The 15,314-nt window shown below is 67.3% G+C and carries 16 protein-coding genes and 1 tRNA gene; 5 read left to right on the plus strand and 12 right to left on the minus strand.

Annotated elements, in window-relative coordinates; all coding sequences use genetic code 11:
- Positions 1 to 11: 11 nt before the first annotated feature.
- Positions 12 to 1,331, plus strand: coding sequence for a sensor histidine kinase (locus ACWDSI_RS05875; protein ID WP_449755948.1), 1,320 nt, complete (start codon positions 12 to 14; stop codon positions 1,329 to 1,331).
- A 55-nt stretch (positions 1,332 to 1,386) separates the two neighbouring features.
- Positions 1,387 to 2,334: a tRNA glutamyl-Q(34) synthetase GluQRS gene (gluQRS, locus tag ACWDSI_RS05880; RefSeq protein WP_449755949.1), complete on the plus strand. Its 948-nt coding sequence runs from the start codon at positions 1,387 to 1,389 to the stop codon at positions 2,332 to 2,334.
- A gap of 167 nt (positions 2,335 to 2,501) precedes the next feature.
- On the opposite strand, the gene ACWDSI_RS05885 is transcribed toward gluQRS, so the two are convergent.
- The 3 genes from ACWDSI_RS05885 to tgt form a co-directional block, all read right to left on the minus strand.
- Positions 2,502 to 3,521 carry a hemolysin family protein gene (locus ACWDSI_RS05885; protein ID WP_449755950.1) on the minus strand — a complete coding sequence of 340 codons (1,020 nt, stop codon included), beginning with the start codon at positions 3,519 to 3,521 and terminating at the stop codon, positions 2,502 to 2,504.
- Positions 3,518 to 4,912, minus strand: a complete 1,395-nt coding sequence (locus ACWDSI_RS05890; RefSeq protein WP_449755951.1) for a hemolysin family protein — start codon at positions 4,910 to 4,912, stop codon at positions 3,518 to 3,520. Before ACWDSI_RS05890 ends, ACWDSI_RS05885 begins: the two co-directional genes overlap by 4 nt.
- A 172-nt stretch (positions 4,913 to 5,084) precedes the next feature.
- The gene (gene tgt, locus ACWDSI_RS05895; RefSeq protein ID WP_449755952.1) at positions 5,085 to 6,452 is read right to left on the minus strand and encodes a tRNA guanosine(34) transglycosylase Tgt; all 1,368 of its coding nucleotides are present in this window, start codon (positions 6,450 to 6,452) and stop codon (positions 5,085 to 5,087) included.
- 17 nt (positions 6,453 to 6,469) lie between these two features.
- On the opposite strand from tgt, the gene ACWDSI_RS05900 reads away from it, so the two are divergent.
- Complete coding sequence (locus ACWDSI_RS05900) at positions 6,470 to 6,907, plus strand: hypothetical protein (protein WP_449755953.1); 438 nt, start codon at positions 6,470 to 6,472, stop codon at positions 6,905 to 6,907.
- A gap of 97 nt (positions 6,908 to 7,004) precedes the next feature.
- On the opposite strand, the gene ACWDSI_RS05905 is transcribed toward ACWDSI_RS05900, so the two are convergent.
- The gene (locus ACWDSI_RS05905) at positions 7,005 to 8,321 is read right to left on the minus strand and encodes a UDP-N-acetylmuramoyl-tripeptide--D-alanyl-D-alanine ligase (protein ID WP_449755954.1); all 1,317 of its coding nucleotides are present in this window, start codon (positions 8,319 to 8,321) and stop codon (positions 7,005 to 7,007) included.
- A gap of 77 nt (positions 8,322 to 8,398) precedes the next feature.
- Between ACWDSI_RS05905 and ACWDSI_RS05910 the strand changes: the two genes are divergently transcribed.
- Entirely contained in the window at positions 8,399 to 9,475 is a 1,077-nt protein-coding gene (locus ACWDSI_RS05910; protein WP_449755955.1) for a D-alanine--D-alanine ligase family protein, read from the plus strand.
- 119 nt (positions 9,476 to 9,594) lie between these two features.
- Here ACWDSI_RS05910 and ACWDSI_RS05915 read toward each other — a convergent pair whose 3' ends face one another.
- From ACWDSI_RS05915 to ACWDSI_RS05935, 5 genes are all read right to left on the minus strand, one after another.
- Complete coding sequence (locus ACWDSI_RS05915; RefSeq protein WP_449755956.1) at positions 9,595 to 10,764, minus strand: Fic family protein; 1,170 nt, start codon at positions 10,762 to 10,764, stop codon at positions 9,595 to 9,597.
- 276 nt (positions 10,765 to 11,040) lie between these two features.
- Positions 11,041 to 11,128, minus strand: a tRNA-Ser gene (locus ACWDSI_RS05920).
- A gap of 69 nt (positions 11,129 to 11,197) precedes the next feature.
- Complete coding sequence (locus ACWDSI_RS05925) at positions 11,198 to 11,407, minus strand: CsbD family protein (RefSeq protein ID WP_449747291.1); 210 nt, start codon at positions 11,405 to 11,407, stop codon at positions 11,198 to 11,200.
- 120 nt (positions 11,408 to 11,527) lie between these two features.
- A complete protein-coding gene (locus ACWDSI_RS05930; protein WP_449747290.1) occupies positions 11,528 to 11,737 on the minus strand; it encodes a hypothetical protein in 210 nt (69 codons plus the stop codon).
- A gap of 103 nt (positions 11,738 to 11,840) precedes the next feature.
- Positions 11,841 to 12,467: a TetR/AcrR family transcriptional regulator C-terminal domain-containing protein gene (locus ACWDSI_RS05935; protein WP_449747289.1), complete on the minus strand. Its 627-nt coding sequence runs from the start codon at positions 12,465 to 12,467 to the stop codon at positions 11,841 to 11,843.
- A 68-nt stretch (positions 12,468 to 12,535) separates the two neighbouring features.
- Between ACWDSI_RS05935 and ACWDSI_RS05940 the strand changes: the two genes are divergently transcribed.
- A complete protein-coding gene (locus tag ACWDSI_RS05940; protein ID WP_449755957.1) occupies positions 12,536 to 13,483 on the plus strand; it encodes a zinc-binding dehydrogenase in 948 nt (315 codons plus the stop codon).
- A gap of 22 nt (positions 13,484 to 13,505) precedes the next feature.
- Here ACWDSI_RS05940 and ACWDSI_RS05945 read toward each other — a convergent pair whose 3' ends face one another.
- The 3 genes from ACWDSI_RS05945 to ACWDSI_RS05955 all read right to left on the minus strand — a co-directional run bounded on the left by ACWDSI_RS05945 (position 13,506) and on the right by ACWDSI_RS05955 (position 15,241).
- Positions 13,506 to 13,667: a hypothetical protein gene (locus ACWDSI_RS05945; RefSeq protein ID WP_449747287.1), complete on the minus strand. Its 162-nt coding sequence runs from the start codon at positions 13,665 to 13,667 to the stop codon at positions 13,506 to 13,508.
- Positions 13,668 to 14,189: 522 nt separating this feature from the next.
- Entirely contained in the window at positions 14,190 to 14,642 is a 453-nt protein-coding gene (locus ACWDSI_RS05950) for a nucleoside deaminase (protein ID WP_449747402.1), read from the minus strand.
- A gap of 56 nt (positions 14,643 to 14,698) precedes the next feature.
- Positions 14,699 to 15,241, minus strand: a complete 543-nt coding sequence (locus ACWDSI_RS05955; protein ID WP_449747286.1) for a tRNA adenosine deaminase-associated protein — start codon at positions 15,239 to 15,241, stop codon at positions 14,699 to 14,701.
- Positions 15,242 to 15,314: the final 73 nt, after the last annotated feature.

The raw sequence follows: 15,314 nt of genomic DNA on the forward strand, positions 1-15,314 counted from the left end.
CCGCGACGGTGATGCCGCGACGGCCCTTCTCACTGCGGGTCCGGGTGGCCGCGGCGGCGTCGGCCGGGGCATTCATCATCGTGACCGCCCTGGCCGGTTTCATCTCGTATCAGATCGCGCGCAACAATCTGAACCATCTCGATCGGCAACTGGAGACGGCGAGCCGGCTGGTGAGTCTGAACATCGACGTGGCACAGGCCGACCTCGGTCGGATCGGTGATGTGGGTGCCCTCGCGGTGACCCTGCGTAACGGGGACACCGTGGTCGCCGGAACCACCACGCGAATCCCGCGGCAGCCGTACGGGTTTCACACTGTCGACATCAACGGCACCGAATACCGGGTGGACACGGGGTCGGCGACGCTGGCCACCGGAGAACGGGTGGACGTCTCGGTGGCGGCACCCACGCTCACCGCGCGCACCATCACCCGCACCCAGCAGCGCCGCGTCTGGGTCACCGGGGCGGTCGCGGTGATCGCCGCCAGCCTGCTCGGCTGGGTCTTCGGTGGCCGGGCCGTGCGGCCGCTGGTGCGGCTCACCGGGCAGGTCTCGGCCACGCCACCGGACGTGGACGACGCCCCGACGGGCGCACGCGAAACCGATGAACTCGCGTCGGCGATTCGGGGGATGCTGGCGCGTATCCGCCTCGCGCAGGAGGAAACCGGGGCCGCACTGGAGACCGCCCGCGGTTTCGCCGCCGCCGCGGCACACGAGTTGCGCACCCCGCTGACGGTGATGCGTACCGACTTGGAGGTGATCGGTTCGGCGCGGCTCGCACCCGCCGACCGTGACGCGCTGCTCACCGACCTCCTCCACACTCAGGGCCGGATCGAGGCGACGCTGCAAGCCCTGGAGAACCTCGCGGCGGGCGACCTGCGGCGCGGCCCCGGCGAACCGGTCGACGTGCTGGAGGTGGCCGATGAGGCCGCCGCGGAGTCGGCCCGCATCCACCCCGGCATCACCGTCACCGTGCTCGGCGACGACCCGCTGATCGTCACCGGATGGGGAGACGGCATCCGTCTCGCCCTGGACAACGCGATCACCAACGCCGTCAAACACGGACGCGCGCACCGAGTGGAGATCAGCGGCCGACGCGAACCGGCCGGGTCGGTGGCGGTGATGGTCGATGACGACGGGGTGGGCATCGCACCGCAGGAGCGCCGGCGCGTGTTCGAGCGTTTCGTCCGGGGATCGACCGCGGCGGCGTCGGGTTCGGGTCTGGGACTCGCCCTCATCGCGCAGCAGGCCGAACTCCATGGCGGCCAGACGTATTTCGAGGACAGTCCACTCGGTGGGGTCAGGCTGGTGATCGAGCTCGGCGCCCCGATCTGAGGACTGCCGATCGTCGGTCGGGGTGTCCCGGCGGCGCGGCGGTAGGCTCGATGCGATGTCTTCCCCGGATCGATCGGCCGCACCTGCATCGGTGGATGTGAGTGCCGCGGGCCGGTTCGCACCGTCGCCGTCGGGCGAACTGCATGTGGGCAACCTGCGGACCGCGCTGCTGTCGTGGCTGTTCGCGCGCACCACCGGTCGCCGTTTTCTGCTGCGGATGGAGAACCTGGACCGCACGGCCGTCGGTGCCGACCGGGGCCAGATCGACGACCTCCATGCCCTCGGCGTCGAGTGGGACTCTCCGGTGATCTATCAAAGTGATCGTCTCGACCACTATCGCGCGGTGATCGACGGGTTACGCGCCCGCGGCCGCACCTTCGAGTGTTTCTGCACCCGCCGCGAGATCCTGGAGGCACCGAGCGCACCACACACACCGCCGGGCGCCTATCCGGGGACGTGCCGCCACCTCACCGACACCCAGCGTGCCGAGAAACGTGCGAGCGGACGAGTACCCGCCACCCGGATCATCACCGACGTCACCGAATTCGCGGTCACCGACGTGCTGCACGGCGAATACGTCGGGGCGGTGGACGATTTCGTCATCGAACGCGGCGACGGCACACCGGCCTACAACCTGGCGGTGGTGGTCGACGACGCCGAGCAGGGTATCGATCAGGTGGTTCGCGGCGACGACCTGCTGTCGTCGGCCCCGCGACAGGCCTACCTGTGCACCCTGCTCGGCCACCGCCCGCCGATCTACGCGCACGTACCGATGGTGTTGAACGAGAACCACATCCGGTTGTCCAAGCGTGACGGCGCGGTGACGCTGACCGACCTGGCCGCGCGCAGTGTCGACGCGGCGACGGTGCTCGACCACATCGCGGTGTCGTTGGGTCTGGCCGCCCCGGGTGAGCGGGTGGCGCCGGCGGATCTCGTCGCCCGTTACGATCCCGCGACGCTGCCGCGGGACCCGTGGATTCTCACCGACGCCGAGTGGGAGTGATCTCGACAAGCTCGATCAGCGGTGGGCAGCTCGATCAGCGGTGGGCAGCTCTGTCAGCGGTGGGCAGCTCTGTCAGCGGAGGGCAGCTCGATCAGCGATGGGCAGCTCTGTCAGCGGTGGGCAGCTCGATCAGCGGGGGGCAGGTCGATCAGCGGAGGACAGCTCGATCAGCCTGCCGAGGCGACCAGCGGGGTCAGCACGTCGTCGAGCGAGAGCACGCCGCGCACCCGGTCGCCATCGGTGACCAGCGCGAGATGACCGCGGGTCTCGCGCATGCGGCGCAGCACCTCGTGCACCGGTAGGTCGGCCGCCACCCGCGCGAGTGGTCGCGCGAGATCGGCTGCGGTGGTGCCGGATGGAGCGGCGAGGCTGTCGCGCACATGGACGACGCCGCTCAGGGCGTCGGCGTCGCGGCCTGATCCGCCGGACCTCACCAGGAGACGCGAGTGCCCACTCTCGCGGGACACCGCGCGGATCTCGCCTGGGCCGGCACCGGAATCGATCACCGCGAGCGGCGAGTCGGTGACCACGTCGCCGGCGGTCAGCGACTCCAGTGCGAGCGCACTCGACAGACGCGCGTGATACTCCGCGTCCAGCGTCCCAGTCTGCGCCGAATGGTCGACGAGTTCGCGTAGCGTGTCCGGGTCCTGTCCTTCCGACAACTGGTCGACCGGTTGCACACCCACGCGGCGCAGGCACCAGTTGGCCATCGCGTTGAGTTGCATGATCAGCGGGCGGGTGAGCCACATGAACGCGCGCATCGGAACCGCAAGCAGCACAGCCGATTTCTCGGGATGGGCGATGGCCCACGACTTCGGTGCCATCTCCCCGACCACCAGGTGCAAGAAGGTGACGATGATGAGCGCCAGCACGAAACCGGCGATATCGGCCAGCCACAGCGGCGCGCCCAATGATTCGACGGCCGGTGTGAGCCAGTGGTGCACAGCAGGTTTGGTCACCGCACCGAGCGCCAACGTGCACACGGTGATGCCCAGCTGTGACCCGGCGAGTAGCACGGACAGTTCGCCCGCGCTGCGGACCGCCGCGCGCGCCGCGCGACTGTGCGCGGCCGCGTCTTCGAGTCGGTGGCGGCGGGCGGCGATGAGCGAGAACTCGACCGCGACGAAGAAGGCACTGGCCGCGATCAGGACGATGGTGGCGGCCAGCACCACCCAGGGGTTGCTCATCGGTGTGCTCCCAGCTCGTCGACGGCGACACGCACCAACGAGGGAACGCGGCGGTCGATACCGACCACCGTCGCCGACACCGTCGTCCGATGAGATCCATCGTCGGGCACGGCAATTGGCTCCACCGGCAGCGTCACCCGGTCGCCGGCCGCGGGCAGCCCACCCGCCGCGTGGATCACGAGACCACCGAGCGTTTCGTGGTCACCCTCCACCAGGTCGTGTCCGATGGCCCGGGACACCTCGTCGAGAGCGGTGCTGCCGCTGATCAGCCAGCCGTCGTCGACGATCTCGATCGGCGCGCTGGTCTGCGGATCGTGCTCGTCGTCGATCTCGCCGACCATCTCCTCGGCGATGTCCTCGACGGTGATCACGCCGGCCACACCACCGTATTCGTCGATGACCACGGCCATCCGGTCGTCGTGGCCGCGTTCGTTCAACGCGGCGAGGACGTCGGGGAGCGCAAGCGTGGTGGGCACGACGACGGCGGGTCGTGCCAGATCGGCCGCGGTGACCGCGCCGTCGGGCACGTCCGGACCGGTGTCCACCGACTCGGCGGCGTGAAGTGCATCGAGCACGTCGTGCAGGTGCACGATGCCGATCACGTCGTCGGCGCGCTCGCCGATCACGGGATAGCGGGTGTGGCCGCCGGCCATCAGTTCAGTCAAGTCCGGCAGCGATGTGCCGGCCCGCACGTGATCCACGCGGGGCCGCGGGATCATCGCGTGTTGGGCGGTGCGCGTGGGGAAGTCGATCACGCGGTCGAGCAGCACCGCCAGTTCCGGCGGCAGCTCACCCAGAGCCTGCGACTGCGCCACGATGTGTTCGAGGTCGCGCGGCGTGGCCGAATGCTCCACGTCGTGCACCGGTTCGATCCGCAGCACCTTGAGCAGCAAATTCGACGACGCGTCGAAAACCCGGATCACCGGGCCGAAGATCGTCAGGTACAGGCTCGTGGACAACGCCAGACGACGCGCCACCGGCTCGGGCCGGGCGATGGCGAGGTTCTTCGGGAACAGCTCGCCGAACACCATCTGCACCACGGTGGACACCAGCACGGCCACCACCGTGCCGATCACGACACCGACGGCCAGCGGGATGCCCACGTCGCCCAGGATCTCGCCGACACCGCTACCGATGAGCGGTTCGGCGACATAGCCGACGAGCAGTCCGGTGACGGTGATGCCGAGTTGCGCACCGGAGAGCATGAACGAGGTGCGGCGCGTGACGCCCAGCGCGCGGGCGGCCGCAGCGTCGCCGTCGGCGGCGCGCGCCTTGAGGCGGGACCGGTCGACGGCCATGTAGGCGAACTCCTGCGCCACGAAATAGCCGGTCAGCGCGGTGATGGCGATCACGACGACGATGCCGAGCAGAATGCCCAGGGCGGTCACCATGCGATCACCGCCGCGCGCTCAGGTGTGGATGCCCCCGGGTGGGGGCCGGTTCGTCGAGGTTTCGCTCGTTTGCGCCGGGCGCGGTTCATCGCTGCTTTCTGATCGTGGACGTGGTACTTCGCGAATCCAACGAATCGGACAGCGGTGGAGTTCCCTGCCCTCCGCGCAGCCCTTAGGTCCGGTCCCCGTTGTGTCGACCCCGGTAGTAGCGGCCCAGGAACTCGTCGCGGTAGGCGGTGTACTCACCGGCGTCGATGGCGCGGCGCGCACCGTCGACCATCTGCACCACAAAGGAGACGTTGTGCAGGGTGGCCAGGGTGGCCGCCAGACCCTCCTTGGCCTTGAACAGGTGATGCAGATAGGCACGCGAGTACTGCGAGGTGTAGTTGGTGATCTCCGGGTCGAGGGGCCCGAAATCGTTGCGGTAACGCGCATTGGTGACGTTGTAGCGACCGTCGAACGAGTAGATGGCGCCGTTGCGCGCCACCCGCGTGGGTGACACGCAGTCGAAGGTGTCGGCGCCGTTCTCGATGGCGGTGAAGATGTCGTCGGGTTCGCTGATGCCGAGGAGATGTTTGGGTGCCTGCTCGGGCAGTTCCTGGTTGACCCAGCCGACGATGGTGCCGAGCTCGTCCTTGGTGAGCGCTCCCCCGATTCCGTAGCCGCCGAACCCTTTTCCGCCGTTGCGCTGATCGATGCGGCTGAGTTCGACGAGGTCGCGGGCCGCTTTGCGGCGTAGATCCTCGTACTGCGCACCCTGGACCACTCCCCACAGCGACTGCTGCGGGCGGTGACTGCGCTCCACGGAGAGTCGATTGTGTTCGGCCAGACAGCGAATCGCCCACTGCCGGGTGCGTTCGAGCGAATTCTCTTGATAGCCACGGGTGTTCATCAGTGTGGTCAGTTCGTCGAAGGCGAAGATGATGTCGGCGCCGAGCTGGTGCTGGATCTGCATCGACACCTCCGGCGTGAACCGGTGAAACGAGCCGTCCAGATGCGATTTGAACGTCACCCCGTCGTCGTCCACCCGGGAGAGACGTTCGCGGCCCTCGGCGATCTTGTCGTCGTCCTGCTCGCCGGTCACGTCCATCGAGATGACCTTCTTGAATCCCGCGCCCAGCGACATCACCTGGAAGCCGCCGCTGTCGGTGTAGGTGGGTCCCGGCCAGTTCATGAAGGCACCCAGCCCGCCGGCGGCGTCGATGATGTCCGGTCCCGGCTGCAGGTAGAGGTGATAGGCGTTGGCCAGCACGGCCTGCGCGCCAAGTGCGGCGACGGCCTCGGGCAGCACCGTCTTGACGGTGGCCTTGGTGCCCACCGGCACGAACGCGGGGGTGTGGATCTCGCCGTGCGGCGTGGCGATCACGCCGGTACGGCCGAGCGAATCCGGCAGCCGCGTGCCCACGCGGAAGGCGTGGTCGGGTTCGAGGTGGGCTGCGGGCGTACCGCCGTCGTGCGAGGTCACCGCTGCATCTTCGCAGGCTGGTGAGCCGCCGCCCAAACCGGCGACGCGGCGACCCGCCGACGCCGGTGTGCGCATTCGCTACGGTTGAGGCCATGTCGCGCAGCCGTGATCGCATCCTTCTGGCCGTGTCCGGCACCGTCGTCGGTGCCGCCCTGCTGCTCACCGCATGCGGTTCGGAGCAGGAGTCGGCAAGCGGCCCGGGAACGGCGTCGGAACCTGCCGATTCGACGAGCCCGGTGGTGGTGGGTGGCCCCCGGCCGGAGTCGCCGGCCACGTCGGTACCCGAGGAGACCGAACCGGGCGCGCAGCAGTGCGGCAAGATTTCCGGTCCCGACGGGGCGCTGCGCGTCCTCATCGTCAGCGGCAGCCTCAACTGCAGCACCGCGATGGAACTCGCCAAGGAGTACGGACCCAAGATCGCCACCGGCGAGCCGCACACGGTGAACGGATGGAAGTGCGGACCGTCGCAGACCACCGGCGTCCTCGCGAGCTGCACCAAGGACGACGCCGAGGTGACCTTCGCGCCGTAACCCGTACACAATCGGCGGCTCAGCGGGTGCCGACCGCTACCTGTGCACCTCGAACCCTTCTGAAGCGCCCGTTCTGTACGTATTCACCTCTGTCTGATCAGCACAGACGGTCGGCAACCCGTTCCAGCGCGGCGACGCGGCTGCCCTTGACCAGCACCGCATCGCCCTCGCCGAGGTCGGCGAGGGCCGCCACTGCGGAGTCGATGTCGGGCACGTGCCGGGCGCTCGGACCGTAGTGGGGTTCGTCGACGGCGATCACCTCGATGCCCAGGTCACGGGCTCTGCCCGCGATGGCGGCGTGCTGCTCGGCCGAATCGTCGCCCAGTTCGGCCATGGTGCCCAGTACCGCGACGCGCCGATGCCCGGCGAGCGCGGCCAGGGAGGTCAGCGCCGCCGACATCGACGTCGGATTGGCGTTGTACGCGTCGTTGAGGATGGTGACCCCGGACGCGGTGGTCGAGAGCTCCATGCGCAGGCCCGAGAGTGCCGCGCCCAGCAGACCGGCGGGCATCGACTCCACCGGCACGCCCAGGGCTCCGGCCGCTGCCGCTGCGGCGAGCGCGTTGGGCACCTGGTGTTCGCCGCGTGCGGCGAGGCGGATGTCGGTCGATCCCCACGGGGTGTGCAGCCGGAACGACGCGCGTAGTTCGTCGTCGAGCGTGATGTCAGCGGCCGAGACGTCGGCCGCGGGGGTCAGTCCGTAGGTGATCACCTGCGCCGAGGTGCGCTCAGCCATGGCCGCGACGAGCGGGTGGTCGGCGTTGAGGACGGCAACGCCGTCGGCGGGAAGTGCCTCCACCAGTTCACCCTTCGCGCGCGCGACGGCGTCGATGCTGCCGAACAGTTCGAGATGAACCCCCTCGACGCGGGTGATGATGCCGACGGTCGGCCGCGCGATCGAGCACAGTAGCGCGATGTGGCCCACACCGCGCGCACCCATCTCCACCACGACGGCCTCGGTGTCGTCGGGAGCGTTGAACAGCGTCAGCGGCAGCCCGAGCTCGTTGTTGAACGATTTCTCGCTGGCCGCGGTGCGGTAGGTGGTGCTCAGCAGCCCTGCCAGCAGGTCCTTGGTGGACGTCTTGCCCACCGAACCGGTCACGCCGACCACCCGCTCGGGGAGTCGGCGCCGCGCGAGTCGGCCGACGTCGGCGAGCGCGACGGCGGTGTCGTCGACCACGACGGCGGCCGCGTCGACACTCTCGATCGGCGCTCGGGAGGTCAGATATGCCGTGGCCCCGTCGGCGCAGGCCGTCTCGATGAAGTCGTGGCCGTCACGGGCCGCGACGATCGGCACGAACAGTTGCCCGGGCCGGATCGAGCGCGAGTCGATGCTCGCACCGTCGACCATGACATCGGCCCCCACCAGCTGTCCTCCGACCGCCTCGGCGATCTCGCTCACCTGAACACGCACGCCTCAACGCTAAAGGAGTCCCGAACCGTCGTGTGCGGGGGGAGAGCGGTAATCGTGTGGGACGTATCGTGGCACCCATGCCTTCTCCCCTGCTGCGCCTGGTGGTTCTCTACGGCGGAGTCTCCGCCGAGCACGATGTCTCGTGTGTCACCGCGGCGCATGTGCTGGCTGCGGCCGACCGCGCGAAGTACGAGCTGGTGCCGATCGGCATCGCCAAGGACGGCACCTGGTTGCGCAACGACAAGGCGATCGCCTCTCTCGCGGACGGCACGCCACTGCCCGATTCGCTGGAGACCGCGGGCACCGCGATCGATCCGCTGACCGAACTGCGCAACGGGTCGACCACCGCGATCACCGTCGTGCTGCCACTGCTGCATGGCCCGCACGGCGAGGACGGCACGATTCAGGGTCTGCTGGAACTGTTCGGCCTGCCCTATGTCGGCGCCGGCGTGCTGAGTTCGGCGGCGTGCATGGACAAGGGCATGGCCAAGACCATCGCCGCGCAGGCGGGCATCCCGCAGTGCCGCTGGATCGAGTTCCGCGACGGTGTCGACGACGCCCGGACCATCGCGTTCCGCGCCATCGAGGAACTCGGACTGCCGCTGTTCGTCAAACCCGCGAACCTCGGTTCATCGGTCGGTATCACCAAGGCGCACAACGCTGCCGAACTCGACACCGCGATCAATGTGGCGCTGCGCTACGACGACGTGGTGGTGATCGAGGAGTTCGTCGACGGACGTGAGGTCGAGGTTGCGGTACTGGGCAACACCCGGCCCGAGACGTCGGTGCCCGGCGAGATCCGGCCCGGCAGTGAGTTCTACGACTACGAGGACAAATACGTGACCGGCGCGGCCGAGCTGGTGATCCCGGCGCCGCTCACCGGCAAGGCCGCCAACGACGTGCGTGAGCTGGCCGCGCGCACCTTTGTCGCGATGCGCTGTGTGGGCATGGCGCGGGTGGACTTCTTCTACGAGGAATCCGGTCGCGGCTGGCTACTGAACGAGGTCAACACGATTCCCGGCTTCACACCCGGCTCGATGTACCCGAAGCTGTGGCAGGCCACCGGGATCTCCTACCCCGAGCTGATCGACCGGCTGGTGACGCTGGCGATCGAGGTGCATCGTCGTCGGACGGGGTTTTCGACCGAGCACTGACCTCGCTCACTGGTCGCAAGGCTCACTGATCGCACGAAAACGGCCCCTCACCTGTAAGGATGAGGGGCCGTTCGCTGCGGTGGCGGAGGGATTTGTGGGCAAATTGTGGGCACAACGATCTAGGACTCCAGTGCCGACAGCACCGCGTCGCACTGGAATATCCTGTCGTAGCGTCCGGACGTTCGTTGTCTGAGGATCCTGAGATCCACGAGCTTCGCGATCGCGGAGTTGGCTGCTTGGTAGGAGACCGAGTACAACCTGGCGGCTAACGTGGCGGTGATCATGGGGTAGCCGACTAGATCGTCAGCAATTCGAAGTGAAACACCCTTTGAACCTTGGAGCGTCATCTGGAAGCTCTCACGCAGCGCAAGCAGCCGATCGACGCGTGCCACAACCTCGAGCGCCTCTGCATGGATGGCTGTGGCGATGAAGCAGATCCACTCATTCCAATCTCCAGTCTGCGACACCTTGAGGAGTCCGTCCTGGTACTCGGACCGGCGTTGCTCAAGCCACGGCGAAATGTTCAGGACTGGGTACTTGAGGTCACCGGCGCTCATCAGCTGAAGAGCGGCCACCAGCCTGCCAAGGCGACCGTTCCCGTCGTGGAATGGGTGAAGAGTCTCAAATTGGTAGTGTGCGGCCGCGACCCGAATGATCGTCGGTATGTTCTTATTGCCGCGTACCCAGTCTTGCCACGCCTGTAGGCCGTCGGTCAAACGATGGTCCGCTGGAGGCGGCACAAACCGTGCAGTTTCGACCCTTCTGGTGCCGACGCCGATGAAGACCTGCGAGGTCCGGATGCTGCCTGCATGAGGCCCGTCGCTAGCGGTGCCTCGTAGGAGTTCAGCCTGAAGGTCCTCAAGCATTCTGATCGAAATCTCGTGCCCCTGGGTGATCAAGTCGTACGCGCGCTCTGCCGCGATCACATAGTTGCGCACTTCACTCACCGGCCGAGTCAGATCCTCATCGTTGAGGAAGTCTGCCTCGAACACGTCTGAAAGCGCCGCGTAGGTTCCCTCCAACGCTGAAGTGCTGACGGCCTCACGTCGCGTTGCGGGTCTAGCCAGAAGGCTTGGGTTGGGTAAGAGAGAAGCGGCTTGGTCGGCGCGAGCCAGCGCCGCGGCCGAGTCGATGACAACGGAGTATGTCGATCCGTCGAGATCGAAGTTGCCAGGAAGCGGATCGGGAACGAACCCGAAGTAGTCGTACTCTTCACCAAATCTGGGGTCGTAGCCGGAGATCGGGGCGAGTTGTCCCACCCGACTGTGCTTCAACTTGTCGATGTCCACTGCCAGCGCCCAACCTTGAAAACCAACTATGTAATTTAAAGGTTACAGTGCGAACCTTGAAATTGGGTGCCCAGTTTTCAAGGTTGGGACTCTGGGCACGACCACGCCGCGAAAGTTTCCAGGACCAAGGTGCAGGCCATCACTCCGCACGACCTGAGGCACACGACGGCAAGCCTGGCGGTGTCGTGGGCAAAGTGTAGGCAGAGGGAACCACCGCCACCACGCCCTAGGCACGAAAACGGCCCCTCACCTGTAAGGATGAGGGGCCGTTCGCTGCGGTGGCGGAGGGATTTGAACCCTCGGTACGGGGTTACCGCACACAGCATTTCGAGTGCTGCACCTTCGGCCGCTCGGACACGCCACCGCGGAAGACTGTACCGCAGAGCGCGTCCGGAGCTAAATTAGCTGGTCACCGGGTTGCAGCCCGGCGAAATCAGTTGCCGGTCAGCTTGTCCTTGAGGTCGTCGACCTTGCCCTTGACGGTGTCGGCGACCTCGTTGATCTTCTGCTTGCCCTGGGCCTGAGCCTGATCGCCCTTGCCCTCGGACTTCAGATCCTCGTTGTCGGTGATGTCGCCGGCAGCTTCTTTGCCGCGACCCTTGAGCTCTTCGGTCTTGTTCTTGGCGTCGTCGGTGATTCCCATGAGTCACTCCTCGCGTGTTGGTCGAGCGACCGCGGGTTTCTTCGCGGCCGCAATCCACCGTACACAGCGCCGAACGGCAAGGTTGCGGCATGCGCAGACTGCCGACTAGGAGAACCGAGGTCAGTGGCCGGTGAATTTGTCTTTGATCTCGGAGAACTTCTCCTTCGCGGTGCCGACGGCGTCGTGCACCTTCTCGTTGTCGGCGAGTTCGGTGAACTTCTCCTTCGCCGCATCCACGGCGCCGTGGACCTTCTCGCTGTCGGCGAACTCGGCGACCTTGCCCTTCACGGTCTCGAATGCGTCGTTGATCTTGTCGGTTGAATCGGACATCACGTACTCCTCGGTCTACCCGGGCCGGCGGCCCTGCCACGACCAATGTGCCACAGCGGACCGGTGGCGGCCGGATGAAACGGGAGCAGTGTTGGCTACCGCATCACCCGACGCCGGCGATGATTGCCGCGAGGTGTCTCTCGAAGCGTGCGTCGGGGTCGCCGAACAGGATTCGGCCGGCGGCAACGGCCAGCGGATGGTCAGCTCCTGTCCTCGAATCACGTTCTGCAAGTGAGTATCTGGAATCCTCGGACTGGCCGCGTTCTTGTTCTTCGATGACGAACCCCACCACGAAACACGTCACGAGTTCTGCGGCCGTGACGACACTGTCGAGGCTGACGCCGGTTGATGTCACGGACGCGAGCCATGGCTCCTGCGCTCGGATCACCTCGGGATCGGTGAGCCTGGTGCCACTGAAGGTGCGCGCACCGTCACGGTGGGCCAGATACTCCCGACGCAGCACCCGGCCGTAGGTGGCCAGCGACTCGGGCCAGGGCGCCGAGGGAGCCGAGCCCAGCTCGCGCACAACCCGTCGTTGAATCTCGGTGCCCATCTCATCGAGAAGTGCCTGCTTGTTCTTCACGTGCCAGTACAGGGCGGGCGCCTTGACTCCGAGGCGACTCGCCACCGCACGCACGGTCACCGCGTCGACCCCTTGCTCATCGAGCAGGTCGAGGGCGGCAGCGACGATCTCTTCGACACTCAGCCCCTTGGCACGTCCGGCAGGCACCTTGACAGCTTAACAAAGTTAAGGGAACCTTGCGGCAAGCTTGTTTAACTTAGTTAAGGAGAGTCGTCATGAAGGCAGCAGTCATCCAGGGCCCCGATCGGGCCCCGACATACGGCGACTTCGCCGAGCCGCAACGCGTCGACGGGACCGAGGTGTTCGATCTTGTCGGCGCCGGGGTTCATCGCGTCGTCCGGTCGTTGGCGTCGGGCACTCACTACGGCAGCAGCGGGGTCTACCCACATGTGGTGGGTATCGACGCGGTGGCCCGGGGCGCCGACGGCGGCCTGGTGTACACGGGCCGCATCACACCGCCGTGGGGCACGATGGCCGAACGTATGGCAGCGGCCGGCGGTTTTCCGGTCCCCGACGATGCCGATCCGCTGGCCGTCGCGGCAGGTGTCAACCCGGCGGGCTCGAGCTGGTTACCGCTGCATCGTCACCGCGACCAGCGGGGTGCGGTGGGGTCCGTGCTGGTCCTGGGCGCCACGGGAATGTCGGGACAACTCGCGGTGCAGGCCGCACAGCTTCTGGGGGCGTCGTCGATCGTGGCCGTCGGGCGCAACCGGGCGGTGCTCGACGACCTCGCGAGCCGAGGCGCGACCGCGGTTTCTCTCACCGTGGACGACCCGGTGTCGGCGCTCACCGACGCGATTGCGGACTCCCCGCCCAACCTGGTGCTCGACTACCTCTGGGGTCCCGTCGCCGAGGCCGCGTTCGCCGCACTTGCCCGACATGGATTAGACGAGGACGACACCGAGATCTCGTACGTGCAGATCGGCGCACTCGCCGGCCTCACGTCATCGGTTCCCGCAGCGCTACTGCGTTCGCGCAACATCACCGTGTCCGGCAGCGGGGCCGGATCGGTATCGGCAGCACAGTCGATGGCGTCGATCCCCGCGGTGATCGAGCAGATTGCCAACGGCGGCTTGCGGGTTCCCTATCGCGCCTACCGCCTCGCCGAGATCGAGAGCGCCTGGACGCACGACGGACCGGCCCGGGCGGTTGTCACGCCCTGACGGCCGTCCGGTGAAGGGGCAATCAGTGATTGCCGAGGAACTTGTCCTTGAGGTCGCCGATCTTCTCCTTGGCGTCCTCGACGACGTCGTGCACCTTCGCATTGTCGGCGAGATCGCCGAGCTTGTCCTTGACGCTATCGACCGCGTCGCTGACGGTCTCCGAGATCTTGTCGGCCTCAGACATCTTCCACTCCTTGGGTTTTGATCGTTTGACCTTTCGATTCTCGCCCCCTGGAGACCGACCGTAACCAAGATCGGGACGCGCCGTCGCGAATGGTCGGGATGCTGGCGCGTGGTGCGGTGCCCGGGCTCGCCCCCGCCCCCGCCCCCCGCTGGTTGAGCTTCCCCGCCACTGGTTGAGCTTCCCCGCCGCTGGTTGAGCTTCCCCCGCTGGTTGAGCTTCCCCCCGCTGGTTGAGCTTGTCGAAACCACCCCCGCTGCTTGAGCTTCCCCACCGCTGGTTGAGCTTCCCTCGCTGGTTGAGCTTGTCGAAACCGCCCCGCTGGTTGAGCTTCCCGCCGCTGGTTGAGCTTCCCCGCTGGTTGAGCTTGTCGAAACCGCCCCGCTGGTTGAGCTTCCCGCCGCTGGTTGAGCTTCCCCGCTGGTTGAGCTTGTCGAAACCACCCCGCGGGCACGCTCGACGCGGATGCGGGCACGCTCGACGCGGATGTGGGCACGCTCGACGCGGATGTGGGCACGCTCGACGTCAGGGGGCGGGGTCGGGGCGGCGGCCGGCGAAGAAGTCGACCATCAGCTCCCGGCAACGCTCCTCGAGCACCCCGCCGCGCACCTGCGGCCGGTGGGCGAGCCGGGTGTCACGGACGACGTCCCACAGCGATCCCACCGCACCGGTCTTGGGTTCCCAGGCACCGAACACCAGGCGGTCCACCCGCGACAGCGTGATCGCACCCGCGCACATCGTGCAGGGCTCGACGGTCACCGCGATGGTGCATCCGGGCAACCGCCACCCGTCACCGAAGGCCGCCGCCGCGGCACGCAGCGCGAGCACCTCGGCGTGTGCGGTGGGATCACCGTCGGCCTCCCGACGGTTGCCCGCGCGGGCGAGTTCGATTCCCGACGGGTCGAAGACCACCGCACCGATCGGCACGTCATCGGGGCCCGAGAATCCCACCGCGGCGTCCAGCGCGGCGTCGACCATCGACTCCCACACCGCAGGTCCCCAGCCGGGCTCTTCGGTCCGCGGCGGGTGACCGGTCAATGCCCCAGCGAGTCGAGAACTTTCGACAACTCGTCGGCAAAACCGAGTCGCGCCGCGATCATCCCGATCTGCTCGTCGGCGTAGAGGTCCGTGTCCCCGACGATCACACCCATCACCGCGTCGGGCAGCCCGAGGTCGGAGAGCACCCCGAGGTCGCCCTCTTCCCAGGGGTCCACGTCGTCGAGGTCGTCGGGGTCGATGTCGGGCACATCGACGTTGATGGCGTCGAGCACGTCGACGGCGATGTCGTAGTCGATCGCGGCGGTCGCATCCGAGATCAGTAACCGCGCCCCGCCGGGAGCGGGCCGGACCACGATGAAGAACTCGTCGTCCACGTCGAGCAGACCGAACACCGCGCCGGCCGCGCGCAGTTCCCGGAGTTGACGTTCGGCGGCGGCCAGATCGATCAGGGCGGCCGGATCGAGCGCCTTGACCTGCCACGCGCCGTCCTCGCGGATCACCGCCACCGCAAATCCCTCGACCTCATCGGTCAGTTGCTGCTTGTTCGAGCCAGATACTCCGGCGCCGGCGCCTGCCATGCAGGTCACGGTAGCCGAGGAACCTCGGCTACCCAAACCCCTGCAGTCCACCCCGCTTTCACCGGCCACCGCC

The organism is Gordonia sp. NPDC003429 (assembly GCF_053588575.1).

Excerpts from the sequence above, each read along its gene's own strand:
- ACWDSI_RS05925 (WP_449747291.1), bottom strand. The coding sequence starts at position 11,407 with ATGGGAATCACCGACGACGCCAAGAACAAGACCGAAGAGCTCAAGGGT.
- ACWDSI_RS05930 (WP_449747290.1), bottom strand. The coding sequence starts at position 11,737 with ATGTCCGATTCAACCGACAAGATCAACGACGCATTCGAGACCGTGAAG.
- ACWDSI_RS05890 (WP_449755951.1), bottom strand. The coding sequence starts at position 4,912 with ATGGTGACCGCCCTGGGCATTCTGCTCGGCATCGTCGTCGTGATCGCC.
- ACWDSI_RS05885 (WP_449755950.1), bottom strand. The coding sequence starts at position 3,521 with ATGAGCAACCCCTGGGTGGTGCTGGCCGCCACCATCGTCCTGATCGCG.
- tgt (WP_449755952.1), bottom strand. The coding sequence starts at position 6,452 with ATGCGCACACCGGCGTCGGCGGGTCGCCGCGTCGCCGGTTTGGGCGGC.
- ACWDSI_RS05950 (WP_449747402.1), bottom strand. The coding sequence starts at position 14,642 with ATGGTCGACGCCGCGCTGGACGCCGCGGTGGGATTCTCGGGCCCCGAT.
- ACWDSI_RS05945 (WP_449747287.1), bottom strand. The coding sequence starts at position 13,667 with ATGTCTGAGGCCGACAAGATCTCGGAGACCGTCAGCGACGCGGTCGAT.
- ACWDSI_RS05955 (WP_449747286.1), bottom strand. The coding sequence starts at position 15,241 with ATGGCAGGCGCCGGCGCCGGAGTATCTGGCTCGAACAAGCAGCAACTG.
- ACWDSI_RS05940 (WP_449755957.1), top strand. The coding sequence starts at position 12,536 with ATGAAGGCAGCAGTCATCCAGGGCCCCGATCGGGCCCCGACATACGGC.
- gluQRS (WP_449755949.1), top strand. The coding sequence starts at position 1,387 with ATGTCTTCCCCGGATCGATCGGCCGCACCTGCATCGGTGGATGTGAGT.
- ACWDSI_RS05910 (WP_449755955.1), top strand. The coding sequence starts at position 8,399 with ATGCCTTCTCCCCTGCTGCGCCTGGTGGTTCTCTACGGCGGAGTCTCC.
- ACWDSI_RS05900 (WP_449755953.1), top strand. The coding sequence starts at position 6,470 with ATGTCGCGCAGCCGTGATCGCATCCTTCTGGCCGTGTCCGGCACCGTC.
- ACWDSI_RS05875 (WP_449755948.1), top strand. The coding sequence starts at position 12 with ATGCCGCGACGGCCCTTCTCACTGCGGGTCCGGGTGGCCGCGGCGGCG.